General features: G+C 69.3%; 20 protein-coding genes. 12 read left to right on the top strand and 8 right to left on the bottom strand.

Translation table 11 applies throughout. The features are described 5' to 3' along the window. Positions 1–8 precede the first annotated feature (8 nt). A complete protein-coding gene (gene nifB, locus BM214_RS04245) occupies positions 9–1,490 on the top strand; it encodes a nitrogenase cofactor biosynthesis protein NifB (RefSeq protein ID WP_090483971.1) in 1,482 nt (493 codons plus the stop codon). Positions 1,491–1,504: 14 nt separating this feature from the next. Beyond that, entirely contained in the window at positions 1,505–2,482 is a 978-nt protein-coding gene (gene draG / locus BM214_RS04250) for an ADP-ribosyl-[dinitrogen reductase] hydrolase (protein ID WP_090483972.1), read from the top strand. Here draG and BM214_RS04255 read toward each other — a convergent pair. After that, positions 2,479–2,811 (bottom strand): YegP family protein, encoded by a 333-nt coding sequence (locus BM214_RS04255; RefSeq protein WP_090483973.1) that lies wholly within the window; start codon positions 2,809–2,811, stop codon positions 2,479–2,481. The two genes, draG and BM214_RS04255, sit on opposite strands and share 4 nt — an antisense overlap. 216 nt (positions 2,812–3,027) lie before the next feature. On the opposite strand from BM214_RS04255, the gene BM214_RS04260 reads away from it, so the two are divergent. After that, complete coding sequence (locus BM214_RS04260) at positions 3,028–3,840, top strand: undecaprenyl-diphosphate phosphatase (protein WP_090483974.1); 813 nt, start codon at positions 3,028–3,030, stop codon at positions 3,838–3,840. Positions 3,841–3,844: 4 nt separating this feature from the next. Here BM214_RS04260 and BM214_RS04265 read toward each other — a convergent pair whose 3' ends face one another. Then, positions 3,845–4,855: a helix-turn-helix transcriptional regulator gene (locus BM214_RS04265; RefSeq protein WP_090483975.1), complete on the bottom strand. Its 1,011-nt coding sequence runs from the start codon at positions 4,853–4,855 to the stop codon at positions 3,845–3,847. Positions 4,856–4,912: 57 nt separating this feature from the next. Next, entirely contained in the window at positions 4,913–5,539 is a 627-nt protein-coding gene (locus BM214_RS04270) for a DUF2201 family putative metallopeptidase (RefSeq protein ID WP_177217576.1), read from the bottom strand. Positions 5,540–5,805: 266 nt separating this feature from the next. Between BM214_RS04270 and BM214_RS04275 the strand changes: the two genes are divergently transcribed. Continuing rightward, entirely contained in the window at positions 5,806–6,672 is an 867-nt protein-coding gene (locus BM214_RS04275) for a damage-control phosphatase ARMT1 family protein (protein WP_090483977.1), read from the top strand. 373 nt (positions 6,673–7,045) lie between these two features. Here the strand turns inward: BM214_RS04275 and BM214_RS04280 are convergent, their stop codons facing one another. Beyond that, the gene (locus tag BM214_RS04280) at positions 7,046–7,765 is read right to left on the bottom strand and encodes an MBL fold metallo-hydrolase (protein ID WP_090483978.1); all 720 of its coding nucleotides are present in this window, start codon (positions 7,763–7,765) and stop codon (positions 7,046–7,048) included. Between the two features lie 199 nt (positions 7,766–7,964). On the opposite strand from BM214_RS04280, the gene BM214_RS04285 reads away from it, so the two are divergent. After that, positions 7,965–8,525: a DUF192 domain-containing protein gene (locus BM214_RS04285; RefSeq protein WP_090483979.1), complete on the top strand. Its 561-nt coding sequence runs from the start codon at positions 7,965–7,967 to the stop codon at positions 8,523–8,525. A 24-nt stretch (positions 8,526–8,549) separates the two neighbouring features. On the opposite strand, the gene BM214_RS04290 is transcribed toward BM214_RS04285, so the two are convergent. Together BM214_RS04290 and BM214_RS04295 are read right to left on the bottom strand one after the other, a co-directional pair. Beyond that, positions 8,550–11,678, bottom strand: a complete 3,129-nt coding sequence (locus BM214_RS04290; RefSeq protein ID WP_090483980.1) for an efflux RND transporter permease subunit — start codon at positions 11,676–11,678, stop codon at positions 8,550–8,552. A 74-nt stretch (positions 11,679–11,752) separates the two neighbouring features. After that, positions 11,753–12,895: an efflux RND transporter periplasmic adaptor subunit gene (locus tag BM214_RS04295; protein WP_090483981.1), complete on the bottom strand. Its 1,143-nt coding sequence runs from the start codon at positions 12,893–12,895 to the stop codon at positions 11,753–11,755. Positions 12,896–13,130: 235 nt separating this feature from the next. On the opposite strand from BM214_RS04295, the gene BM214_RS04300 reads away from it, so the two are divergent. After that, positions 13,131–13,781, top strand: coding sequence for a TetR/AcrR family transcriptional regulator (locus BM214_RS04300; protein WP_177217577.1), 651 nt, complete (start codon positions 13,131–13,133; stop codon positions 13,779–13,781). 48 nt (positions 13,782–13,829) lie between these two features. Here BM214_RS04300 and BM214_RS04305 read toward each other — a convergent pair whose 3' ends face one another. Continuing rightward, positions 13,830–15,113, bottom strand: a complete 1,284-nt coding sequence (locus tag BM214_RS04305) for an NAD(P)/FAD-dependent oxidoreductase (protein WP_090483983.1) — start codon at positions 15,111–15,113, stop codon at positions 13,830–13,832. A gap of 219 nt (positions 15,114–15,332) precedes the next feature. Between BM214_RS04305 and BM214_RS04310 the strand changes: the two genes are divergently transcribed. The 6 genes from BM214_RS04310 to BM214_RS04335 all read left to right on the top strand — a co-directional run bounded on the left by BM214_RS04310 (position 15,333) and on the right by BM214_RS04335 (position 22,166). Then, on the top strand, positions 15,333–15,803 hold the full coding sequence (locus BM214_RS04310; RefSeq protein WP_143096346.1) for a hypothetical protein: 471 nt from the start codon (positions 15,333–15,335) through the stop codon (positions 15,801–15,803). Further along, positions 15,803–16,336, top strand: a complete 534-nt coding sequence (locus tag BM214_RS04315) for a hypothetical protein (RefSeq protein WP_090483985.1) — start codon at positions 15,803–15,805, stop codon at positions 16,334–16,336. Before BM214_RS04310 ends, BM214_RS04315 begins: the two co-directional genes overlap by 1 nt. A 153-nt stretch (positions 16,337–16,489) precedes the next feature. Next, positions 16,490–17,473, top strand: a complete 984-nt coding sequence (locus BM214_RS04320) for a zinc-binding dehydrogenase (RefSeq protein ID WP_244887840.1) — start codon at positions 16,490–16,492, stop codon at positions 17,471–17,473. A gap of 131 nt (positions 17,474–17,604) precedes the next feature. Then, positions 17,605–20,124 (top strand): DNA translocase FtsK, encoded by a 2,520-nt coding sequence (locus BM214_RS04325; RefSeq protein ID WP_090483987.1) that lies wholly within the window; start codon positions 17,605–17,607, stop codon positions 20,122–20,124. A gap of 63 nt (positions 20,125–20,187) precedes the next feature. Continuing rightward, positions 20,188–20,811, top strand: coding sequence for an outer membrane lipoprotein periplasmic chaperone LolA (gene lolA, locus BM214_RS04330; RefSeq protein WP_090483988.1), 624 nt, complete (start codon positions 20,188–20,190; stop codon positions 20,809–20,811). 5 nt (positions 20,812–20,816) lie between these two features. Beyond that, positions 20,817–22,166, top strand: a complete 1,350-nt coding sequence (locus BM214_RS04335; RefSeq protein WP_280521879.1) for a replication-associated recombination protein A — start codon at positions 20,817–20,819, stop codon at positions 22,164–22,166. A gap of 7 nt (positions 22,167–22,173) precedes the next feature. Here the strand turns inward: BM214_RS04335 and BM214_RS04340 are convergent, their stop codons facing one another. Continuing rightward, the gene (locus tag BM214_RS04340; protein WP_090483990.1) at positions 22,174–24,492 is read right to left on the bottom strand and encodes a nitric oxide reductase activation protein NorD; all 2,319 of its coding nucleotides are present in this window, start codon (positions 24,490–24,492) and stop codon (positions 22,174–22,176) included. Between the last annotated feature and the right edge of the window lie 19 nt (positions 24,493–24,511).

Below are 24,511 nucleotides of genomic sequence, written 5' to 3' on the forward strand. Positions count from 1 at the left end.
GGAACACGATGGCCCCACAGCCCAAGAGACTCTGCGACATCCCCGTCGTCCCCCTGGAGGGAGGCCCCACGGGCCGCCCGCAGCCCGTCCAAGAGGCGGATGACCTGCCCGAGGGGGTGCGCCGGCGGATACAGGACCATCCCTGCTATTCCGAGCAGGCCCATCACCACTTCGCCCGCATGCACGTGGCGGTGGCCCCCGCCTGCAACATCCAGTGCCATTACTGCAACCGCAAGTACGACTGCGCCAACGAGTCCCGGCCCGGGGTGGTCTCCCGGCGGCTCACGCCGGCAGAGGCCATCGACCGGGTCCTGTGGGTGGCCGAACAGGTGCCGGAGCTGTCGGTGGTGGGCATCGCCGGTCCCGGCGATGCCCTGGCCAATCCCGAGCGCACCTTTCAGACCCTGGAGGGCATCCGCCGCCACGCCCCGGATCTCAAGCTCTGCCTGTCCACCAACGGCCTGGCCCTGCCGGAGCATGTGGATACCCTGATGGAATTGGGGGTGGAGCATGTCACGGTCACGGTCAACGCCGTGGACCCGGAGGTGGGGGCCCGCATCCATCCCTGGGTGCGCGGGCCGGGGTGCCGGCTCCATGGGGAGGCGGCGGCGGAGCGGCTCATCCGCCAGCAGCAGGAGGGCATCCGCCGCCTGGTGGAGCGGGGGGCGCTGGTGAAGGTGAACTCGGTGCTCATCCCGGGGATCAACGACCGCCATCTGCGGGAGGTGGCCCGGGCGCTGCGGGGGCAGGGGGTGTTCTTGCACAACATCATGCCCCTCATCGCCCGCCCCGAGCACGGCACCCGCTTCGGCCTGGACGGCCGGCGGGAGCCCACCCCGGCGGAGCTGGCCGCGGTGCGCGACGCCTGCGGCGGGGATGTGCGCATGATGCGCCACTGCCGCCAGTGCCGCGCCGATGCCGTGGGACGCCTGGGGGAGGATCTGGGGCCCCGTTTCGAACGGGAACCGCCCCCGCCGGCGCTGCGGGAGCGGGCCGGGGCTGCGGGCCTGCGGCGCCAGGCGGCGCGGGCGGCCATCCTGCGGGGCATGGAATCCCGGCCGGGGAGGGCTCCGGAAACGATGGATCCGTCCCTCAGGCCGGTGCGGATGGCCGTGGCCACCCGCGGCGGCGGGCTCATCAACGAGCACTTCGGCCATGCCCGGGAATTCCTCGTGTATCGCGCCTCGCCGCAGGGGGTGCGTTTCGAGGGCCACCGCCGCGCCGATCTGTACTGCAGCGGGCCTCAGGACTGCGGCGACCGCGAGGCCGTGCTGCAGAGCACCCTGCGGGCCCTGGAGGACTGCGAGGCCCTGCTCTGTGCCCGCGTGGGCATCGGCCCCTGGAAGGCCCTGGAGGCCGCCGGCATCCAGCCCCATGTGGGGCATGCCATGGCCTGCATCGAGGACGGTGTGCGGGCGGTATATGAGGCCATGGCAAAGGCGGGGCGTCTGCAGCCGTCGCCGGCGGGTCTGCTGGCGGACGTATCCTGAGGGCGGGGTCGGTGATGTCGTTGCACCCGGGGGTGCCCCGGGATGCCCTGTCGAGCCTGGAGGCGCGGCTTTCCCGGGCCGCCGGGGACCTTGACCTGCACGGCCGGGCCCTGGGGGCCTACCTGGGGCTGGCGGTGGGGGATGCCCTGGGGGCCACGGTGGAGTTCATGACCCCCGGGGAGATCCGCGCCCGCCATGGGGTGCACGATCGCATCATCGGCGGCGGCTGGCTGCGTCTGCGCCCCGGGGCGATCACCGACGACACCGCCATGAGCCTGGCCCTGGGCCGGGCCATCCTGCAGGTGGGGGTCGTGGAGGCCCGGGCCGCCGCCGAGGCCTTCAGCGCCTGGATGCGCACCCGGCCTCCGGATATCGGCAACACCGTGCGCCGGGGCATCCTGCGCTACCGGCGCACCGGCGAGACCGAGACCCCCTTCAATGAACAGGATGCCGGCAACGGGGCCTGCATGCGGGTCCTGCCCGCGGCCCTGGCCACCCTGGGGCGGCCGCCCCCGGCGATGGCGGCCGCCTGCCGCCGCCAGGCCCGTGTCACCCATCATCACCCCCTGTCCGATGCCGGCACCCTATGCGTTGCCCGCATGGTGCAGCAGGCCCTGGCCGGGGCCGGGCGCCGCGAACTGATCCACGGTCCGGTGGCGGAGCTGGTGCGGGTGCATCCGGCATTCCGCTTCCGCACCCGCCGCGAGGAGAATCCCAGCCCCTTCATCGTCCATACCCTGCGGGCCGTGTTCCAGGCGGTGTTCGACAGCGACGGCTTCGAGGACTGCCTGGTGGACGTGGTCAACCGGGGAGGGGATGCCGACACCACCGGCGCCATCGCCGGCATGATCGCCGGGGCCCTGCACGGCGCCGGGGCGATCCCGGCCCGCTGGTCCGATGCCCTGGACCCGGGGGTGCGCCGGGAGATCCAATGGCAGACGCCGCGGCTGCTGCAACTGGCCGGGGCCCGTGAGGGGATGGACCGGGACTAGTCCTGTGCCCTCACCTCCATGGACGTCCCCGCGGTCCGCGTGGCGGTGATGGCGGCCTCGCGGTCGGCCTCCGTCCCGTGCATGGGGCTGGTGCCGATGATCTGGTGGTTGCCGGCCTTGAGATTGAAGTAGAAGCGGCCGTTGGAGGCGGTCTTGCGCTCGTAGCGCTCATCGCTGCCGCAGTTCTTGCGCACCGACTCGATGCCGTTCTCGGCGGAGGCCTTTTCCTTGTAGGTCTCGCTGGTGAGCAGGGTCCTGCCATCTTCCCCCTTGAGGGTGAAGCGGTACTGACCCTGGTTGCCCCTGCTGAGTTCGTACCATCCCGCCATGATCCCACTCCTCTGCCGAAGGCCGCCTCCGGCGGCCATGAGGGCCCGCGCGCCGGAACCCGGGGCGGACCGCGGTGTGCTGCCTCTCGGGGTATATAGTCCCCCGGTGGTACGGGGTCAACGCGGCGGCCCGCGCCTTGACTTCCCCGGGGGCGTCCCTACACTGCCGGGGACCTTCGCAGTCCCCCTTCGGCCTTCCATTCCCGGGACCCGTCCATGGATCCGCTGCACATCATCGTCCTCGCCATCGTCCAGGGGATCACCGAGTTCCTGCCCATCTCCAGTTCGGCCCATCTGATCCTCTTTCCGCGGCTGGCGGGTTGGGAGGACCAGGGGCTGGCCTTCGACGTGGCGGTGCACCTGGGCACCTTGCTGGCCGTGGTGGGCTATTTCCGGCGGGATGTGCTGGCCATGGGCCGGGACTGGGGAAGGTCTTTGTGGCTGCGCCGGCGGGTGGGGGACAGCCGCCTGGCCTGGGCCGTGCTCCTGGGCACCGTGCCGGTGGGGCTGTGCGGCCTGCTGTTCAACGATGTCATCGCCCAGGCCCTGCGCTCGCCGCTGGTGATCGCCTGGACCACCATCGGCTTTGGTCTGCTGCTGTGGCTTGCCGACGGGGTGGCGCGGCGGGTGCCGCGGCCCCGGGATGAGCACAGCCTGACGCGGCTGGACATCCTGCTCATCGGCTGCGCCCAGGCCCTGGCCCTGATCCCGGGCACCTCCCGCTCCGGCATCACCATGACCGCGGGGCTGCTGCTGGGGCTGTCCCGGGCCGCCGCCGCCCGCTTCTCCTTCCTGCTGTCCATCCCGGTGATCCTGCTGGCCGGGGGGCTGAGCACCTGGGAGCTGATCTTCGAGGATCATCCCGTGCATTGGGCGGCCATGGGGGCGGGGGTGGTCCTGTCCGCCCTCAGCGCCTATGCCTGCATCCACTGGTTCCTGAAGCTGCTGGACCGCCTGGGGCTGTTCCCCTTCGTCCTCTACCGCCTGTTGCTCGGGGGGGTGCTGCTGTTCCTGCTTTATCCCAGCTGAGGGATCAGGCCTCCCAGCGGGATAACAGCGCCCGGGCGTGTCCGAGGATGGTCTCGCGCCAGCAGGCCGGCTCCAGCACGTGGATCCGCGAGCCCATTCCCATGAGCCACCACAGGGTCTGCCGGTCATCGGGCACCCAGGCCTCCAGCCGGTGCCAGGCCCCGTCCGGCAGGGGTTCGAGCCGCTGCCGCTGCGACAGCGGCGTCTCCGACAGCAGCCAGGCCGTCTGGTCCGTCACCTCCGCCACCAGCCGCACCTGGTCGGGGCCCTGGGGATAGCCGAAGGCACCGCCGGCGATGTAGGCGTCCAGGTCGAAATCGGGCACCTCCCGCCAGGGGGTATCGCTGATCCGGGCGCTGCGGATGCGGTGCAGGGCGAAATGGCGCACGTCATCATGGTCGTTGGCGGTGGCGATGAGGTAGGTGACCCGCTGGCGGTCCACCAGCCCCTGGGGATGCAGCACCAGGGGGCGTTCCATCTGCCGGCTGCGGGAGAGATAGACCACCTCCAGGGCCCGCGCCTCCAGCAGCCCCAGGGCCACCGTCTGCCAGATACCCTCGGGCACGGCCGCGGGGATCAGGGTCTTGCCGTCGGGCAGGGCGCGCACGCGGCGGGCCCATTGGTGGAAGCGGTTCTCCTTCATCTCGTCCAGCAGCCGGCGGGCCCCGTCGAAGTGGGGGGTCAGCTGCGCCATCACCACCGGGGGCAGCAGCCCCCGCAGATGGTCCTCTGCCAGCACCAGGGCCAGGGCGCTGGACGGGTCCATGGCCGGCAGGTTGCGGTGGAATTCCCGGTCGAAGTACCAGCGGTAGGGGCGGCGGCTGTCATCGCAGGCCAGGGGGAAGTGCAGGGCCAGCTTGTCGCGCAGGTCCCGTTGCAGGGTGCGCATGTCCACCTGGAACCCCCGCTCCCGCAGTTTCTCCAGCAGGACCGGGGTGGAGATCCGCCCCGGATGCCGCGGGATCAACTGCAGCAGGGTGAGATGACGGAACAGGGTTTCACGCAGCTCGGTCATGGACGATCCCTGTCGGTCTTGGCGGGTCTTGAGAAGGACATGCCAGACGTCCCGGCATCATGGACGTGAGGCCAGCAGGGCCGCAACCGGTCCCGTCAGATGCGGGCTGCCGGCGTGCCGCTGCAGGCTGTGCTGCAGGCGCTGCTCCCATGCCAGGAGCAGGCCGGAATCCGGCGGCCGCGGGTCCAGCTGCGGATCCCGTACCCCGTCCGGCATGGGATCCGCCAGCGCCCCCCCGGAAAGATCGGGGGGGGATTCCAGGGACGGGTCCGGGTGACCGTCGAGCCAGGCATAGATCTGTTCCAGGGAACGGCCGATGCACGCGGGGAAGAGCACCGCGTCGTCCGGGAGCCGGAACCCCAGTAGAAGGAGGATGGCGTTCACCTCCTGGTCGCAGGCCAGGTGCCAGCGGCGCAGGTCCGGGAGGGGGGAGGGACGCAGGTGGCCCAGGGCGCAATGCCAGACCAGGTGGGCCTGCAGGTGATGGCGCCGGATCCCGTCGAGGCCGGCGCTGGTGCGGGCATTGAAGAAGATGCGGCGCCCGTCGCACAGGGCCGTGGACAGGCGGTCGTCGATCACGGGTTGCAGCATCAGGTGTGTGGCCAGGTCCGCCGTCATCGGCTGCTCCCGTTCCCATACTCCGCGATCGCCCTCCCAGACGCCCCGCTGCGTGCGCAGCAGCATCTCGTCCTCGGCGCTTCTCCTGGTCGTCTTTCCTGGACCCTGTGGCATGGGGGATCTCCCGCTCCGGTCATGCGTCGGGGGGATTCTGCCGCGGTCATGCGACAAACCAGGTCGCGAGCCGACCCTTTTTGCCCATGCCCCGGTCGCTGCGGCAGGCGCTGCGCGCGATCAATGCCCCCGCTGCCGTCCCGGGGGATAATTCCCAGTTGATCAGCCGGATATCATGGCCCACCCATGGCCGCTACGGCGGCCCGAGCGGAGTCACCATGCGCATCTACCTGGATTGCTGGCCCTGTTTCCTGCGTCAGGCCCTGAGCGCCGCGCGCCGTGCCGGGGCCTCGGACGAACAGCAGCGGGAGGTGCTGCTGGACACCCTGGAACAGCTCAAGACCCTGGCCCGGGAGGCCACGCCCCCGGAGATGGGCAATCGCATCCATCGCCGGGTGCGGGAGATCACCGGACACCGGGATCCTTATTCCGATGCCAAGCAGGAGGCCACCGCCGCTGCCCTGGCCATGGTCCCCCGCCTGGAGACGGCGATGCAGGAGGCCGCCGATCCCCTGGAGACGGCGGCGCGCATCGCCATCACCGGCAATATCATCGACTACGGCGCCGCCGAGACCTTCGATCTGGAGGCCACCCTGGAGCGGGTGCTGCAGGCCCCCTTCGGCATCGACGGGATGCCGGTGCTGCGCCGCGCCCTGGAACGGGTGGACCGGGTGCTCTACCTGGCGGACAACGCCGGGGAGACGGTGTTCGACCGGGTACTGATCCAGGCCCTGGGGCGTCCGGTGACCTATGTCGTCAAGGGGGGCCCCGTGCTCAACGATGCCACCCTGGAGGAGGCCCGGGAGGCGGGGATCCAGGAGGTGGCGGAGATCGCCGACACCGGTTGCGATGCCATGGGGGCCCCGCTGGCGCTGTGCTCGCCTGCCTTCCGGGAACGCTTCGAGGGTGCGGGGCTGATCATCGCCAAGGGTCAGGCCAACTACGAGACCCTGAGCGATGCGGATGCCCCGGTGTTCTTCCTGCTCCAGGCCAAGTGCGGGGTGATCGCCGACGATCTGGGGGTGGAGACCGGGGCGGTGGTGGCCAAGGCCTCGTCCCATCTGGAGGCCCGTTTCGGGAGGTGAGGGCCGGGCCGGTCCTCCGGGATCCGTGGTCTGTCTCCGGCCCTGGACCCGGGGGGAAGGCCTCCACCTGCGCCATGACGGATGCGACTGCGTGGCGTCCGGGGTGCGGCTACGGGGATGCGTGCCCAGGGGGCTGCGCCGGGACGTCGTGAATCCCTCCATGGAGACTGGCATGCCGCATCCCTGCGGCACACACCCGGCTCCGCCCCCCAGTCCCCTGGGCACACTTCGGCACCCTGTGTGCCGGTCTCTTGGTATCCGTTCTGCCGCGCATCCGCCCCACCGCCCCGGCGGAAATGAAGTGGAACCCAGGAGGGCGACGGGAGATCCATGAAAACCGTGTGGAACCCTGCCCATCCGGGTGGGGTGCAGATCACGCGATCTCGATCACCTGACCCACGCCGCCGTCATGACAGTGCGGGCCGTAGGCCTCCTGGAAGGCGGCGCGGGCCGCGTCCCCGGTACAGTGGGTGGGGACCACGTCCGTCACCCCCAGATCCCGCAGGGCCCGCAGGGTCTGCTGGATCTTCGCCTCGTCGCTGTACATGAGGTGAAAGCCGCCAATGGCCCAGCGAACGGGTCGCCCCAGGCGCTGCGCGGCGGCGCCCACCAGGGTGTCGATGCCCGGATGGGCGCAACCGGTGATGAGCGCGGTCACGTCTCCCGTGTCCAGGATCAGGGCATGCTCCGGCGGATCGCTGTCGAACAGGCCGGTGGAGAATACGCCCGGGGCCAGTGGGGTCACGTCACGGCCGATCACCGTCAATTGGGCGCACATCTCTTCCAGATCCCGCAGCAGGTGCTTGGAGAAGCCCTCGTGGACCACCACCTGCAGGCGGGGGTTGAGCTCCAGCACGGAATCCAGCCCGCCGATGTGATCCCAGTGGGGATGGGAGAGGAAGAGCATGTCCAGGTCCTCGGGGCGTTGTCCCAGGCGGTCCATGTTCTCCAGCAGGATGCGGCCGTTGCTGCCGGTGTCGAACAGGATCTTTTGCCCCGGCAGGTCCAGCACGGCGGCAAAGCCCCATAGGGTGCGCAGGCCGGGCTCGCCGGGATAGTTGTCGAAGCAGACGGTCAGGCGGGGGGTGTGCATGGGGTTCTTCCTGTGCCGCTGGAAAGGGGAAGCAAGGTCTTTGAGTGTATATCCTACCTTCATTCTGGGAAATCGAATTTCTCAAATCCGCCTGCATGCCCCGATTCGCCGCATCGGCCCTGGCCGGCGTCGCCAGGGTGGGGGCGTCTTACCCGGCTGGAACGGACCTGCTGCCATAGGGACGGGTTCATCCGCTAGGATGTTGGCAAGGGAAGGGGGGTTGCTTGTGTCGGGAAGGGGATCGCTGGTTCGCAAGGGGGCTGATGCGGGTGCTCGCCGGCGCTTTTTGTGTCTCCTGGCGGGGTCGGCTCTGGGATTGGGGCTGGGGCCGTTGCTCTGGGCCGGGGATCCCCCGGGGGATGCGGTGGCTGAACTGCCCCGGATTCGCATCGGCATCGGCGGACAGACGCTTACGCTGGAGGTGGCCGCGGACGCGGCCAGCCGAAGGCGCGGGCTCATGTTCCGGGAGCATCTGCCCCAGGACCAGGGCATGCTCTTTGTCTGGCCTCAGGCCGGCCGCTACGGGATGTGGATGCGCAATACACGCATCCCCCTGGACGTGGCCTTCATCACCGGGGATCTGCGCATCCGTCATATCGCTACCATGGTCCCCCACACCACGCGGCTGCACCAGGCACCGGAGCCGGTGCGCTACGCCCTGGAGGTGAACGCCGGCTGGTTCGCCCGCCACGGCATCCGGGTGGGGGATCGTATCCCGGGGCTGGAAACGGCCCTCCCCGGGTCCCGCCGCGTCCGCTGACAGGGGCGCGGCGGGACCGGGGCCTCAGCCCTTCTTGCCCAGGCGCCGCAGCCGCTCGGTACCGGTCTCCACCAGTTCGTAGAACATGGGGATGAACAGGATGGCCACATAGGTGGCCACGATCATCCCGCCCACGATGGGGGTGCCCAGGGCGTTGCGTGCCCCCTCACCGGCGCCGGTGGCCAGGGCCAGGGGCAGCACCCCCAGGATGAAGGCCATGGAGGTCATGATCACCGGTCGGAAGCGGATACGGGCGGCCCGCAGGGCGGCCTCCTTGATGGGCAGGCCGTCCTGCTGATGCATCTTGGCGGCGAATTCCACCATGAGGATGGCGTTCTTGGCCGACATGGCGATGAGCACCAGCAGCCCCACCTGGAAGTAGATGTCGATGTTCATCCCCCGCAGCCAGATGGCCACTAGGGCCCCGAGCACGGCGAAGGGCACGGCGGTGATCACCGCCAGGGGCAGGGACCAGCGTTCGTACTGCGCCGCCAGGATGAGGAACACCATCACCACCCCCAGCAGGAAGGCGATGCTGCCGGCCTGGCCCGTGGAGAGCTCCTGGAAGGCGGATCCCACCCAGCCCAGGCTGTAATCCTCCCCGCCCAGGGTCTGTTCCGCCACCTCCTGCAGGGCCGCCAGGGCCTGGCCGGAGGAGTAGCCGGGGGCGGGATTGCCCATGATCTTGGCCGACGGGAAGATGTTGAAGCGGTCGATGACGTCCGCCCCCGGGGCCCGGGTGAGGGAGACCACGGAGCTGATGGGTACCAGATCGCCGTCGCTGCTGCGCACGAACACGTCCTGCAGGTCCTCGGGGCCGGCGCGGTAGGGGGCATGGGCCGCCATGTTCACCTGGAAGTTGCGTCCAAAGAGGCTGAAGTCGTTGACGTAGAGGGTGCCGAAGGTGGCCTGCATGGTGCGGTAGATGGCCGCCACCGGCACATCCAGGGCATAGGCCTGTTCCCGGTCCACCCGCATGTGGTACTTGGGCGTGTCGGCCACGAAGGTGGAGCGCACCCCGGCCAGCTCCGGGCGCTGGTTGGCGGCCGCCACCAGGGCCTGGGCCGCCTGGGCCAGCCGGTTGACGTCCGCTGAGCCGCGTTGCTGCAGGTAGGCCTCGAAGCCGCCGGTGGTGGAAAGGCCCCGGATGGGGGGCGGCACGAAGGCGAAGATCCGCCCCTCCTCGATGCGCCCGCCCAGGCCCATGGACTGCTGCACGATGGCCTGCACGCTCTGATCCGCATCGGGGCGTTCGGACCAGTCCTTAAGCCGGGTGAAGGCCACCCCTTTATAGGAGCGCTGGGTGCCCGCCAGCAGGTCGAAGCCGGCGAAGGCCACCTGCATCTCCACGTTCGGGTTCTGCCGTACCAGGCTGGAGTACTCGTCCCGCACCTGCGAGGTGCGCTCCAGGCTGGTGCTGGGGGCCATGTCGATGACGGAGATGAAGTATCCCGGATCCTCGTCCGGCACCAGCCCCGACGGGGTGACCCGGAAGAAGATCACGGTGCCGATGACCACCACCGCGAAGAGGCCAAGGCCCAGGGGCCAGGCCCGCAGGAAGAAGCGCACCGCCCCCAGGTAGCCCGTGCGCAGGGCGTCGAAGCCGCGGTTGAAGACCCGGAAGGGCAGGGCCGGTTCCTTTTCCTTGTGGCCCGCCAGCAGCAGGGCCGTCATGGACGGGGTGAGGGTGAGGGCCACCACCGCCGAGAGCACCACGGACACCGACAGGGCCACGGCGAACTGGCGGTACATCTCCCCCGCCAGCCCGGGCACGAAGGCCACCGGGATGAACACCGCCAGGAGTACCAGGGTGGTGGCGACGATGGGTCCGGTCACCTGCTCCATGGCCTTGATGGAGGCCTCCCGGGCCCCCAGTCCCTCCTCGCGCATGATGCGCTCCACGTTCTCGATGACGATGATGGCGTCGTCCACGACGATACCGATGGCCAGGACGAGGCCGAACAGGGTGAGCAGGTTGATGGACATCCCGGTGAGGTACAGCCCCGCCAGGGCGCCGATGAGGGCCACGGGAATCGCCACCAGGGGGGCCATGGTGGCCCGGGGTTTCTGCAGGAAGACGAAGATCACCAGGACCACCAGGATCAGCGCCTCGACGAAGGTCTTGAGCACCTCCTTGATGGAGATGCGCACAAAATCGGTGGTGTCCAGGGGGATGCGGTAGTCCATGTCCCCGGGGAATTGCCGTGCCAGCTCCGCCATGCGCTCGCGCACCTGGTCCACCGTCTCCAGGGCGTTGGCGCCCGGGGCCAGGTAGAGGCCGATAGGCACCGTGGGCATGCCGTTGTAGGTGGCGTTGAAGCCATAGCGCTTGCTGCCCAGCTCCACCTGGGCCACATCCTTCAGGCGCAGGGTGCCGCCGTCCTCCGAGGAACGGAGGATGATGTTCTGGAATTCCTCCACCTCGCTGAAACGCCCCTCGGGGGAGATGGTGAAGGTGAAGGGCTCACCGGGTGCGTTGGGGGCGGCGTTGAACTTGCCGGCGGCGAACTGGGCGTTCTGCTCGCGGATGGCCTGGGCCACCTCTTCCGGGGTGAGATCGAAATGGGCCAGCCGCGCCGGATCGAACCACACCCGCATGGAATAGTCCTGAGCCCCGAAGAGGGTGGCGTCCCCCACCCCGTCCACCCGCTTGAGGGCGTCGATGATGTTGATCAGGCCGTAATTGCTGAGAAACTTGGTGTCGAACCGCTCGTTTTCCGAGAGCAGGGTGACCACCATGAGCAGGGAGCTGCTCTTCTTGTTCACCACCACGCCCTGGTCCCGCACCGCCTGGGGCAGCTGGGCGATGGCCTGCTGCACGCGGTTGTTGACGTCGATGGTGGCCTGGTCGGGATCGGTGCCGTTGGCGAAGGTCACCGTCAGGTTCATGCTGCCCGCGTCCGAACTGCCCGACTTCATGTAGAGCATGTTGTCCACGCCGTTGATGGCCTGCTCCAGGGGGGCGGCCACCGATTCGGCGATGGTCTTGGCATCGGCCCCGGGGTAGGTGGCCTGCACCTCCACCTCCGGCGGCACGATCTGCGGGTATTGTTCCACCGGCAGGGCCGTGAAGGCCGTGCCGCCGGCGATCAGGATGACGATCGCCAGCACCGTGGAGAAGATGGGTCGATCGATGAAGAATCTGGAAAACATCGCAGGCTCCAGGCCCTCCCCTGGCGGGGGAGGGCGGGCAGGTCTCTAGGGGTTCCGTCGCGGGGGGCGGTGGATCACGCCCCCTGTTCGTCCTGTCCTTGCTGTGGCTTTGGCTTCACCGGGGCGTCGGGGCGGACGTTGATGAGGCCGTCGGTCACCACCCGGTCCCCCGCCTCGAGCCCGGAGCGTACGATGACCCCATCGGTGGTCTCCGGCCCCAGTTCCACCACCCGCAGGTGGGCGCGGTCCTCCCCGTCCACGACGAAGACCGCCGTGGAATCCGGTTCGGGACCACTGGTGACGGCCGTCTGCGGGATCAACAGGGCATCCTGGGGTTCGGCCACCTTCAGGCGCACGCGCACGTACTCGTTGGGGCGCAGGGCATTGCCGGGGTTGTCGAACACGCCGCGCAGGCGGATGGTGTTGGTGCGCCGGTCGATGTCGGCGGCGCGGTAGTTCAGTTCGCCCCGCAGGGGCTTCCCCCCGGGGCCACGGATCCCGGCGATCTCGGCCGGGGTGGGGCGGTCGGGGGAGGGATTCAGGGCCGGGGAATCGGTGAAGGGATCGTTTACGGGCATGGGAAGGATCACCTGGATGGGATTCACCTCCTGGATGGTCACCAGGCGGTCGCCCACGTCCACCAGGTTCCCCACCGACACGGCCCGCAGGCCGGCGAACCCCGCGATGGGGGCGGTAACCGAGGTGTAGTCCAGGTCGATGCGCGCCGCCTCCAGCTTGGCCTCGGCCACCTCCACACCGGCCTGGGCCTGTTCCAGGGCCGAGCGGGCATCGTCCCGGGCCTTCTCGCTGGCCACATCCCGTTCATACAGGGAGCCGATGCGCTCCCAGTCCCGTCGCGCCGCCGACAGGGTGGTGCGGGCGGCGATCAGGTCCGCCTCCGCCTGATGCACCGCCGCCCGGTAGGCCCGGGGATCGATGCGGAACAGGGGGTCTCCGGCCTCCACGCGCTCGCCTTCCACGTAGCGCCGCTCCTCGAGGATGCCGCTCACCTGGGCCCGTACCTCCACGTGGCGATGGGCCTCGGTGCGACCGGTGTAGGTCTTATACACAACGGCCGGGCCGGGCTCCACGGTGATCACCGGGACCGGGGGCGGCGGCGGGCCTTCCGGTGCGGCGGGAGAGACGGCCGGCAGGGCCAGCAGGGCCACCAGGCCGAGGCGCAGGGGATGGAGTAGGGAGCGCAGGGGCATCGACATGGGATTCACCGATCGCTATCCGGCAAGGCCGGGGACTGGGGTCTGAAGGTCCCGGCGCCGGGTTGATTCGGGCGCCGGGGACCATCTTGGACCATTACGGGTTCCGGAATATCCGGCAGCAGGGGAATACGGGGCACTGCCGGGAGCATAGGCGATGAAAGATAACGTAACATACGTTACACTTTCAAGCGAATTCTCAACCCCGCCTTCCCATCCACCGGTTCCGAGGTCGCTGATGCCGCAGTGGTTCGAAAATCCGCCCCCCTGCCGCACCCGCAGGGGGGAGGCGCGCCGTCAGCGGTTGCTGGATGCAGCGGCGGAGGTGTTCATGGAGCAGGGCTATGCCGGGGCCAGCGTGAACGAGATCGTGCGCCGGGCCGGGGGCTCCATGAGCACCCTCTATCGCCTCTTCGGCAGCAAGCTCGGCCTGTTCGAGGCCATGATCGCCCAGCGTACGGAGGCGGTCTTCGCCCCCTTCGAGGCGGACGGGGTCTGGACCGATGACGTGGAGGCCTCCCTCCTGGCCTACGGTCGCCATATCCAGTCCCGGCTGGTGGAGGGGGATGCCGTGGAGATCTTCCGCCTGGTGGTCTCGGAGCGGGGGGAGGACCGGGAGCGCATCCAGTCCTTCTTCTACGACGCCGGTCCCCGCCGCGGCCAGCGGCTGCTGGCGGATTATCTGCGCACCCAGGTGGAAAAGGGCCGGCTGCGGGCCATGGACTGCGATATGGCCGCCTGTCAGTTCATCGACATGACCCGTGCGCCGTTCTACTACCGTCTGCTCTTCGGGGACCCGCCCGGGCAGGCCGAGCGCGAGCGGGCCCTGCAACAGGCCCTGGCCCTGTTCCTCCATGGGGCCAGGGCCTTCCGGGAGGGGCCGGTCTGAGTGTTGCCGGGTCGATGCCGTGGCCCGGAACCCGTGGCGAGGGATGGGTTACCCGTTCTTGGCCTCCTTGAGTTTGGAGATCTTCAGGCGGTTCATGATGAACTTCTCGTAGAAGGGTTCGCTGACACCGTTGCGGATCTTGCGCATGAAATACCACTCAAAGGCCAGTTTGCCCCAGTGTACCCAGCGCCCCTCGGAGGACCAGTTCACGTTCCGGGGCGGGTTCTGGGGCATGGCCAGAAAGGCCGCGCCGCGGTCCCCGAAATCCGCCAGGCAGAGGGCGTTCCAGGTAGGTTCCTCCACGGGGTCCTGACCCCGGATCAGGCGGGGGATATTGTGGGCGGTGGCCGTGACCATGCTTTCGATCATGAATCCGGTCTTGGGCACCCCCGTGGGTACGGGGGTGGGCTTGGGCGGGGCGATGGCGATGCATACGCCGATGGCGAAGATGTTGGGGTATGTGGGATTGCGCTGGAATTCATCCGTGATCACAAATCCCCGGGGATTGACCAGGCCCTCGATGTCCCGCAATGCCGGGATGCCGCGGAAGGCAGGCAGCATCATGCTGTACTTGAAGGGCAGTTCATGGGCCTTTTTCTCCTGGCCTTCCTCATCGAATTCCGTGAAATGGACGGCATCCGCCGTGAACCGGTCCACCCGGGCGTTGGTGACCCACTGGATGTCCCGGTCTCGCATGATGGATTCCAGCATGCCCTTGGTGTCTCCCACGCCCCCCAGGCCCAGATGACCGACGTAGGGTTCGGAAGTGACGAAGGTGATGGGCACCTGGTTGCGGATCTTGCGCCGACGCAGGTCGGTGTCCAGGATCATGACGTATTCGTAGGCAGGCCCGAAGCAGGAGGCTCCCTGAACCGCGCCGACGACGATGGGGCCGGGATCGGCGCAGAAGGCCTCCCACCGCTCCCCGGAAACGGTGGCATGTTCCACCTGGCAGACCGAATGGGTGTACTGTCCGGGGCCGAACCCCTCGATCTCGTCGAAAGCCAGCTCGGGCCCGGTGGCGATGACCAGGTAGTCGTACTCCACCGAGCGGCCGCTGTGCAGCTCGATGCGGTTCTCCCCGGGATGCAGGCGCCGGGCCCCGTCGCAGAGGAATTCGATGCCCCGGCGGGCCATGACGGGGGCCAGGTCGATGGTGATGTCTTCTTTTTTCCGCCAACCCACACCCGCCCAGGGGTTGGAGGGCGTGAACTGGAAGTAGGGCTTGTCGGAGATGACCGTGAGCCGATCGTCCTTGCCCAGGTTCTCCTTGAGTTCGTAGGCCTGAAGCGTGCCTCCAAGGCCTGCACCGAGAACAACCACATGTGCCATTGCCTGCTGCCTCCGTCTTTAGCCGTTGCCGGGCGAATCCCCGGGTGGCAGGTGATTCTGCGCTTATATTGATATATTTCTATATTAGAATGCACTTTTACTCCGGGAAGGCCAAGGGGGAATCCATGCCGGAAGCGGGCCCGATGCCTGCGGAATTCCCTCCGGATCTGCCTGAGTTGGGGTGCATATCCCATATCCTGAAATGAATCGAGGAGATCCATGATGAAGTATAGGACGGCATCGGCGGGGCCGAAGCCCGTCGCCGGGCCCGCCAGGCCCCCACTGGAGCGTGCCCTGAAGGCCTTTACGCGGCTGTTGCCCGTACTTACGGCCATGCTCCTGCTCACCAGTCTGGTTCTGGCCTGGCTGCCCATGACGGGGTTGGCCTCTGCCCTGGCCGGGGATGGGCCGGTGGACGTGCTCCTGGGGACCCTGTTGGGGAGTGTCGCCGCAGGCCATCCCTCTGCGGGATATGTGTTGGGCGGGGAATTACGGGCCGGGGGCGTGGGTCTGATCACCGTCACGGCCCTGATCACGGCCTGGGTTACTGTGGGGGTGGTGCAGCTGCCGGCCGAGGCCCTGACCCTGGGGCGGCGCTTCGCCCTGGTGCGCAACCTGGTGTGTCTTGTACTGGCCGTGGTCCTGGCCTATCTCACCGTGGCCGGCCTGGCCCTGGCGGGGGGCTACTGATGGCCGGGCGTTTCTCCTGGTTGCGCCGTCATGGGGGATGGGTCTTTCTCGGGCTGGTGCTGCTGGCCTGGGCCGGCAGTGCCCTGATGGATCCGCAAGTGACGCGTCAGGCCCTGGAGGCCTTCCTGCAAATGGCCCGGGCGGTGGCCCCGGTGCTGGTGCTGGTCTTCGCCCTCATGTACCTGGTGGAGCGGCTGCTGGATCCCCGGCGCACCCGGGCCTGGCTGGGTCTCGGCTCCGGGGGGTGGGGATGGTTCCTGGCCCTGGCGGCGGGGGTCTTCTCCACCGGTCCCGTCTACGCCTGGTACGGTCTGCTGGCCCAATTGCGGGCCCAGGGCATGCGCACCGCCCTGGTGGCGGTGGTGCTCTATGCCCGCGCCATCAAGCTGCCGTTGCTGCCCCTGCTGGCGCACTATTTCGGCGCCACCTATGTGGTGGTGCTGACCCTGCTGATGGCTCTCACCGCCCTGGTCAGCGGCTGGCTCACCGAGCGCTTGGCCGGGGCTGCTGGCGCAGCCGGGGATGATCCCTAGATCCCCATCTCCTCCTAATAGCGCCGCATCGGATGGGCTGTCGCCGCGGTGCCCATGCCTTTTCAGCGCCCCCGCGGGCGGGGATATCATGGCCGGGAAGCATCCGTGACCAGATCAGCGAGCAGCAGGAGGGATGCCATGCGATGCGTGCAAATGACTGCAGTCGGTGGACCGGAGGTGCTCCGGATCGCCGACCTTCCCCGCCCGGAACCGGGTCCCGGCCAGGTGCGGGTGCACCTGGCGGCGGCCGGGGTCAACCCCGTGGACACCAAGGTGCGCGCCAAGGGGCTGCTGGATCCCCAGGCCGCCCTGCCGGCGATCCTGGGCTGCGATGGCGCGGGCACGGTGGATGCCCTCGGCCAGGGGGTGACGGGGATCGAGCCGGGGCAGCGGGTGCTGTTCATGAACGGCGGCATCGGTCTGGCGCCGGGCAACTATGCCGAGTACGCCACCGTGGATGCCCGCTTCGTCGTCCCCATCCCCGAGGGGGTGGAGGATGTGGAGGCGGCGGCCATGCCGCTGGTGGCGATCACCGCCTGGGAGGCGCTGTTCGACCGCGCCCGCCTGGAGGCGGGGGAATGGGTGCTGATCCATGGCGGCGCCGGCGGCGTGGGGCATGTGGCCATCCAGCTGGCCCGGCAGGCCGGCGCCCGGGTCATGACCACCGTCGGCGATGCGGAGAAGGCGGGTATCGCGCAGGCGCTCGGTGCCGAGGCCGTCCTGCGCTACCGGGAAGAGGACTTCGTCGAATCGGCCAGGCGCCGGACCGGCGGTGAGGGGGTGGCCGTGGTCCTGGACACCGTGGGCGGCGAGACCTGTACCCGCTCGCTCCATGCCCTGGCCACCTACGGGCGGCTGGTGTCCATCCTCGCCCTGCCCGGGGAAATGGACTGGCAGTACGCCCGGCTGCATAACCTCAGCGTGGCGCAGGAGTGGATGCTCAGCCCCATGCTCCTGGGCCGCGAGGACCACCGCCTGCATCAGACCGCCATCCTGGGCGAGTGTGCCGCCCGCATGGCCGACGGCCGGCTGGAGCTGCTCGTGGCCGGGACCTACCCCCTGGAACAGGCGGCGGAGGCCCATCGCCGGCTGGAGGCGGGGGGGATGCGCGGCAAGCTGGTGCTGATCCCGGGTTAGCCGCGCCAGCGCGCATCCCCGGGTGCAAATGCGCCCAAGGGCTCTCCTGGGTTACACTGATCGCATTGGCCCTGGAGGTGAGGTCCTCCCGGGCGTATCCGCATGTTCATCCGCCCAACCCCGATCCGCCATTGGCCCAGGCTCGCCCGAAGAAACGCAAACCCGCAGACCGTTCCGCCGGGGATGCCGAAGCACCGCGTCCGCGCCGTACCCTGAGCGTCCAGTTGCGGCGGGGACTGCGGGAGGGGGCCCTGCTGGTCCTCACGGCGGCGGCGGTGTATCTGTTCATCGCCCTGGCCACCTTCGATCCCGGGGATCCCGGGTGGTCCCGGACCGGGATGCGCGACGGGGTGAACAACCTGGGCGGACGTGTCGGGGCCTGGTTCGCGGACCTGTTCCTGTATCTGTTCGGTTATCTCGCCTATCTGGCCCCGGTGATGGTGGCCTACAGCGGCTGGCTGGTATTCCGCGGGCGCCGGGAGAGCGGGGAACTGGATCTGCACCTCTTGGGGGTGCGCTGGCTGGGGTTCTCCCTCACCCTGGTCTCCGGCTGCGGCCTGGCGGCCCTGCACTTCCTGCCGGGGGGATTGCCCCTGAGCGCAGGCGGGCTGGTGGGGGAGGTGACCGGCAAGGGATTGCTGCCCATGTTTGACCTGGTGGGGGTCACCCTCTTCCTGCTGGCGCTGTTCCTCACCGGATTCACCTGGTTCACCGGGCTTTCCTGGTTCGTGCTCATGGACCGTACGGGGCACTGGACCCTGTGGCTGTTGCAGCGGACAGGGGACCGGCTGGCCCAGGCCCGGGCCCGTTACCGCGAGCGCCGGGCCAGCCGGACCCGGATGGCGGAGGAGAAGGACGCACGCCGAGAGGAGAAACGCCGGGAGACCGAGCGCCGCCGGGCGGAGAAACGGCGTCAGGCCGAGGCGCGCCAGGAGGCCAAGGCCGGGAAGAAGGGGGGGGAGACCCCGTCCCCGTCCGCGCGCCTGGAGCCGGTGCTGATGGAGGCCCCGGAGGAGGCCCATACCGGGGCGCCGGCGGCGGAGAGGGACCCCGGTGACGCGGCCATCCAGGAGGCCACGTTGCCGGTGCCGGAGAAACCCGAGCCCCCAGCAAGGACCTCCTCCGGGACCCCAGCCCAGGTGGAGCCGGGCACCCCGCCGCCGGTGACCCTCCTGGATGAGCCCAAACCCCAGGAGGGGGGATTCTCGGAAGAGGACCTGGAATCCATGTCCCGCCTCGTGGAGGAAAAGTTGCGGGACTTCGGCGTACAGGTGGAGGTGGTGGAGGTGCATCCGGGGCCGGTGATCACCCGCTTCGAGCTGCAGCCGGCCCCGGGGCTCAAGGTGAGCCGCATCTCCGGTCTCTCCAAGGACCTGGCCCGTGCCCTGTCGGTGATCAGCGTGCGCATCGTGGAGGTGATCCCCGGCAAGTCCACCGTGGGCATGGAGATCCCCAACCAGAAGCGCGAACTGGTGAGCCTCTCGGAGATCTTCCGCGCCCCGGTGTTCGACGGCGCCGGTTCGGCCCTGACCCTGGCCCTGGGCAAGGACATCGGCGGCCAGGCGGTGGTGGCGGACCTGGCGAAGATGCCCCACCTGCTGGTGGCGGGCACCACCGGATCGGGCAAGTCCGTGGCCATCAACGCCATGCTTCTCTCCCTGCTGTTCAAATCCCGGCCTGAGGAGGTGCGCCTGATCCTCATCGACCCGAAGATGCTGGAGTTGTCCATCTACGAGGGCATCCCGCATCTGCTGGCGCCGGTGGTGACCGATATGAAGGAGGCCTCCAACGCCCTGCGCTGGGGCGTGGCGGAGATGGAGCGGCGCTACAAGCTCATGTCCCATATGGGGGTGCGCAACATCGCCGGCTACAATCGCAAGATCCGGGAGGCCACGGCCCGGGGCGAGCCCGTCCCCGATCCCTTCTACAATCCCCAGGGGGCCCTGGACCCGGAGGCCCCGCCGCCGCTGCTGGAGCCCCTGCCGTTCATCGTCATCGTGGTGGACGAGTTCGCCGACATGATGATGGTGGTGGGTAAGAAGGTGGAGGAACTCATCGCCCGTCTGGCGCAGAAGGCCCGGGCCGCCGGTATCCACCTGATCCTGGCCACCCAGCGGCCGTCCGTGGATGTGATCACCGGCCTGATCAAGGCCAACATCCCCACCCGCATCGCCTTCCAGGTGTCCTCCCGGGTGGACTCACGCACCATCCTGGACCAGATGGGGGCGGAACAACTCCTGGGCCACGGGGACATGCTCTACCTGCCCCCGGGCAGCGGCCATCCCGTGCGCCTGCACGGGGCCTTCGTGGCGGACCACGAGGTGCACGCCGTGGTGGATTTCCTCAAGGCCCAGGGGGAACCCCATTACCTGGACGAGGTGCTGGAGGAACCGGAGGCCGGCGGGGCCACGGTGCCCGGCCTGGAGCCGGTGGAGGGCGGCGAGGAATCCGATCCCCTCTACGACCAGGCCGTGGCCATCGTGCTGGAGTCCCGCAAGGCCTCCATCTCCTATGTGCAGCGGCGCTTGAAGATCGGCTACAACCGCGCCGCCCGCATGATCGAGGACATGGAGCATGCCGGGGTGGTGAGCCCGCTGCAGTCCAACGGCAACCGCGAGGTGCTGGCCCCGGCCCCGGCGCGGGAGGATTGAACGCCCCCGGGAACTTGGGCCGCTTCGTCTGATCCCACTCCCGAAACCATGAGACGAGCCCCCATGTGTAGAATCCTGACCCTGTTGCCCCTCCTTCTGGCCCTGGCGGTGACGCCGGCCCTGGCCGGGGAGGGCCGCCAGCGCCTGGAGTCCTTCTTCCAGGAGATGGACACCTTCCGCGCCGCCTTCGAGCAGGTGGTCACCGATGAATCGGGGGAGGTGATGCAGCGCTCCGAGGGCCGGGTTTATCTCAAACGCCCGGGACGCTTCCGCTGGGACTACGAGACCCCCTATCGGCAGCAGATCATCGCCGACGGCGAGTCCCTGTGGACCTACGACGCGGACCTGGCCCAGGCCACGGTGCAGCCCATGGGCGAGGCCCTGGGACGCACCCCCACGCTGCTGCTCACCGGGGACGGGGATCTGCAGGAGGCCTTCCGCCTGGAGGAGGCGGGGACGCAGGGCGATCTGGCCTGGGTGGAACTGATCCCGCGGGAGGGGGGCACGGATTTCGAGCGCCTGCGCATCGGTCTGGACGGCCGCGCCGTGCGCGAGATGGTGCTGGAGGACCAGTTCGGCCAGCGCACCCGCATCCGCTTCAGCCAGCGGCAGATGAACCCCGGCATCCCAGAGAGCCGCTTCCGCTTCGAGCCGCCGGCGGATGTGGACGTGATGCAGAACGGATGATCACCATGGATCCCGCGCCTCATCCGGACCGCCCCCTGGCGGACCGGATGCGTCCCCGCAGCTTGGAGGCGTTCGCCGGTCAGGCCCATCTGCTCGCCCCCGGCAAGCCCCTGCGCCGGGCCATCGAGGAGGACCGGCTCCACTCCATGCTCTTCTGGGGCCCCCCGGGGACGGGCAAGACCACCCTGGCGCGGCTCATCTCCGCTTCCTGCGGGGCGCGCTTTCTCACCCTCTCCGCCGTCCTGGCGGGGGTGAAGGACATCCGCGAGGCGGTGGAGACGGCGCGGCGGGTGCGCCAGGAGGAGGACCGCCCGACCCTGCTCTTCGTGGACGAGGTGCACCGCTTCAACAAGTCCCAGCAGGACGCCTTCCTGCCCCATGTGGAGGACGGCACCATCGCCTTCATCGGCGCCACCACGGAAAACCCGTCCTTTGAGCTGAACAACGCCCTGCTGTCCCGGGTGCGCACCTACGTGCTCAAGCGCCTGGAGGCGGCGGATATCCGCGCCGTCCTGGATCGGGCCCTGGCGGATACGGAGAACGGGCTGGGGGCGCGGGGGCTGCACATGGAGGCGCAGCACCGGGACCTGCTGGCCCGGGTGGCGGACGGCGATGCCCGCCGTGCCCTGAACCTTCTGGAGATCGCCGCCGACCTGGCGGTGGAGGGGCCCGAGGGTCCGGTCATCGACGCCTCCGTGCTGCAGGAGGTGCTGGGTGAGGACTCGCGCCGCTTCGACAAGGGGGGCGATCTCTTCTACGACCAGATCTCGGCCATGCACAAGTCGGTGCGGGGCAGCGATCCCGACGCCGCCCTGTACTGGTTCTGCCGCATGGTGGACGGCGGGGCGGACCCGGCCTACCTGGCGCGGCGCATCGTGCGCATGGCCAGCGAGGACATCGGCAACGCCGATCCCCGGGCCCTGACCCTGGCCCTGCAGGCCTGGGACACCTACGACCGTCTGGGCAGCCCCGAGGGGGAACTGACCCTGGCCCAGGCGGTGATCTACCTGGCCTGCGCCGCCAAGAGCAACGCCGTCTACACGGCCTACAAGGCGGCCATGAAGGACGTGCGCGCCCGGGGCACGGAGGAAGTGCCCCTGCACCTGCGCAACGCCCCGACGCGTCTCATGAAGGCCCTGGAGCACGGCAAGGGTTACCGCTACGCCCACGACGAACCGGACGCCTTCGCCGCCGGCGAGTGCTACTTCCCCGAGGCCATGGGGGAGCCGCGCTACTATGAGCCGGTGCAACGGGGGCTGGAGATCCGCATCGGGGAGAAGCTGCGGGACCTGCGCCGGCGCAATGAGGCGGCCCGGGCGCGCGGGGGCCGGACCGGGGGCAAGGCCTCCTCCTGAACGGCCGCTACCGGGTCAGCCCCGCGTAGAGCATGGGCAGGGTCTCCGGCAGCCGCTCCACGTGGTCCACCACCCGGTAGCCCCGGGGTCCGAAGATGCGTTCCACATAGTCGTCGGCGTGGGGGTCCAGGCTCAGGCAGAAGGTGTCCACCCCCAGGCGGGCCATCTCCTCCACGGCGTGATGGGCGTCCTGGCGCAGGTACTGCGGGTCGCGCACGTCCGTGTCCGAGGGCTCCCCGTCGGTGATGATGAGCAGCAGCTTCTTGCGCGTGGGCCGTTGCCGGAGCAACTGGCCGGCGTGGCGGATGGCGGTGCCCATGCGCGTGGATAGCTGCCCCCGCATCCCCGCCAGACGGGCCCGGGCCTGCTCGTCATAGGGCTCGTCGAAGTCCTTGAAGCGGAAATACTCCACGTCGTGACGGCCATCGGAGTCGAAGCCGTGCAGGGCGAAGGGGTCGCCGATGCGGTCCATGGCCCCGGCCAGCAGGGTGGTGGCCTCCCGCGCCAGTTCCAGCACGGTGCTGTCGGTGCCGTGGACGGTGTCGTTGGTGGATTCCGACAGGTCGATGAGCACCAGCACCGAGAGGTCCCGCACCCGGCGCTCGTTGCGGATGTACACCCGCGGGTCCGGCTGGCGCCCCGAGCGCTGATCCACCATGGCCTCCACCAGGGCGTTCAGGTCCAGTTCGTCCCCCTCCGGCTGGCGCCGGTGGCGCTGCATCCCCTGGGGCTGCAGGGCCTCGATGAGGTATTTCAGGCGGCTCACCAGGGGGCGGTACTTGTCCACCACCGCGTCCACCACGGCCGGATCCCCCTTGCCCGGGCGCCGTTCCAGCAGGGTGCACCAGTGGGGGCGCTCCAGCTGCATCTGGTAGTCCCATTCCGGATAGTGGTAGGGCAGGGAGACCGGGGGGCGGCCCTCCTGCTGGTTGAGGCTGGTGTCCTCCGAGTCCCGGAAGAACTCGGTGGAGAGGATCAGGATCTGCTGGGCGTCATCGCCGGCGCCGGGCACGTCCAGTTCATTGACCATCTCCATGAGGGAGACCTGGATGCGCTCCTGGGGGGCCTGCAGGAAGTCCACCCGTTGCGCTCCTTCGCCGGTGCCCAGGGACCAGAGGTAGCGGTTGTCGTCCCGGTAGAGCACGGGGATGCGGTCGTGGACGGCATGGAAGCGGTCGCCGCCGGGGAAGTGGGGGGCCAGCTCGTGACCCAGTTCCCAGGCCAGGCCGTGGTGCTCCAGGTTCCCCTCCCGGGCGGCGAAGGCCTCCCGTGCCCGGGTGATGAAGGCATGGTCATCCGCGTAGTCCGGGTCCAGCAGGGCGCGGGCGGTGCGGCCCAGCAGGGCGGTGACCCCTTCGCCGTCCGCCGGCGTGGTGGTGTGCAGGGGGGCCCAGATCTGGCGCAGACCCGGGAAGGCGGCCATGGCCAGGGCCTCGATGCGTGCGTCCTCCATCAGCCCGATGAGCATGCCGGTGAGGCCCCCGGGATCGCCGCCGGGCATGGGGCTGCGGCTGTGCACCACGTGGGCGGCGGCGTGGGCGGTGGCGGCGCGGTAGATCTTGAGCCCGTCCACCCCCGCATGAGCGTCATAGGCATCGGGGACGTGGATGGTGAAGCCGTCGATGAAGGGGCGGATGCCCTCCCGGGATTCGAAGTCTCCGCTGGTGGGGCGCAGGAAGAAGTCCCGTCCCCACAGGGCCCGCAGGTACATGTTGAGGCGCCGGTGCACGTCCACGAAGAGGGTGCCGCGGCGCTCCTTCTGGAACACGGAGCGGGATTCGGGGGTCTCCAGGCCGAAATAGGCCACCTGGGCCTTGAAGTCACGGCCGTGCACCTTCGCCCCCCACAGGGCCCAGCGGCGCAGTCCCCCCAGGGTGAGGTGGGTGAGCAGCACGTCCAGGTGCTCCAGCATGGGGCGGATCCCCCGGGGTGCCTGGGCCACCAGGGTGTCCAGCAGGTTCAGGTAATGGCCGAAGAGGGTGGGGTCATTGAGCCTGCGGGCGGCCACCGGGCTGGTGGCGATCACCAGGCTCACCACCGCCCCGCTGGTGCGGGAGGTGAGACGGGCCACGGCCTCCAGCAGATCCCGCACCGCGTCCTCCCCCAGTTCCCGGGCCACCGAGGGGGCCTCCTGGATGAAGGCCACCACGGGTTCGCTGCCGCGCCCCAGGTTCTGCAGGGTGCGCGCCCCCTCCAGGTAGTAGGCCTGCAGGCCCTGGCGGCTGAAGGTGCGTACCGCGTCCTGCCAGGCGGAGGCCATGACCTCGGCGGCATGATCCCCCAGGTCGTCCAGCAGTTCGCGGTAGTCTTCCAGGTCGATGCTCATGGCAATCCCCTACTGCGTC

The organism is Ectothiorhodospira mobilis, from assembly GCF_900114895.1.
GTDB lineage: Bacteria > Pseudomonadota > Gammaproteobacteria > Ectothiorhodospirales > Ectothiorhodospiraceae > Ectothiorhodospira > Ectothiorhodospira mobilis_A.

Excerpts from the sequence above, each read along its gene's own strand:
- lolA (WP_090483988.1), top strand. The coding sequence starts at position 20,188 with ATGTGTAGAATCCTGACCCTGTTGCCCCTCCTTCTGGCCCTGGCGGTG.
- BM214_RS04280 (WP_090483978.1), bottom strand. The coding sequence starts at position 7,765 with ATGCACACCCCCCGCCTGACCGTCTGCTTCGACAACTATCCCGGCGAG.
- BM214_RS04340 (WP_090483990.1), bottom strand. The coding sequence starts at position 24,492 with ATGAGCATCGACCTGGAAGACTACCGCGAACTGCTGGACGACCTGGGG.
- draG (WP_090483972.1), top strand. The coding sequence starts at position 1,505 with ATGTCGTTGCACCCGGGGGTGCCCCGGGATGCCCTGTCGAGCCTGGAG.
- BM214_RS04320 (WP_244887840.1), top strand. The coding sequence starts at position 16,490 with ATGACTGCAGTCGGTGGACCGGAGGTGCTCCGGATCGCCGACCTTCCC.
- BM214_RS04305 (WP_090483983.1), bottom strand. The coding sequence starts at position 15,113 with ATGGCACATGTGGTTGTTCTCGGTGCAGGCCTTGGAGGCACGCTTCAG.
- BM214_RS04335 (WP_280521879.1), top strand. The coding sequence starts at position 20,817 with ATGGATCCCGCGCCTCATCCGGACCGCCCCCTGGCGGACCGGATGCGT.
- BM214_RS04275 (WP_090483977.1), top strand. The coding sequence starts at position 5,806 with ATGCGCATCTACCTGGATTGCTGGCCCTGTTTCCTGCGTCAGGCCCTG.
- BM214_RS04270 (WP_177217576.1), bottom strand. The coding sequence starts at position 5,539 with ATGCTGCTGCGCACGCAGCGGGGCGTCTGGGAGGGCGATCGCGGAGTA.
- BM214_RS04255 (WP_090483973.1), bottom strand. The coding sequence starts at position 2,811 with ATGGCGGGATGGTACGAACTCAGCAGGGGCAACCAGGGTCAGTACCGC.
- BM214_RS04295 (WP_090483981.1), bottom strand. The coding sequence starts at position 12,895 with ATGTCGATGCCCCTGCGCTCCCTACTCCATCCCCTGCGCCTCGGCCTG.
- nifB (WP_090483971.1), top strand. The coding sequence starts at position 9 with ATGGCCCCACAGCCCAAGAGACTCTGCGACATCCCCGTCGTCCCCCTG.
- BM214_RS04260 (WP_090483974.1), top strand. The coding sequence starts at position 3,028 with ATGGATCCGCTGCACATCATCGTCCTCGCCATCGTCCAGGGGATCACC.
- BM214_RS04315 (WP_090483985.1), top strand. The coding sequence starts at position 15,803 with ATGGCCGGGCGTTTCTCCTGGTTGCGCCGTCATGGGGGATGGGTCTTT.
- BM214_RS04265 (WP_090483975.1), bottom strand. The coding sequence starts at position 4,855 with ATGACCGAGCTGCGTGAAACCCTGTTCCGTCATCTCACCCTGCTGCAG.
- BM214_RS04300 (WP_177217577.1), top strand. The coding sequence starts at position 13,131 with ATGCCGCAGTGGTTCGAAAATCCGCCCCCCTGCCGCACCCGCAGGGGG.
- BM214_RS04290 (WP_090483980.1), bottom strand. The coding sequence starts at position 11,678 with ATGTTTTCCAGATTCTTCATCGATCGACCCATCTTCTCCACGGTGCTG.
- BM214_RS04310 (WP_143096346.1), top strand. The coding sequence starts at position 15,333 with ATGATGAAGTATAGGACGGCATCGGCGGGGCCGAAGCCCGTCGCCGGG.
- BM214_RS04285 (WP_090483979.1), top strand. The coding sequence starts at position 7,965 with ATGTTGGCAAGGGAAGGGGGGTTGCTTGTGTCGGGAAGGGGATCGCTG.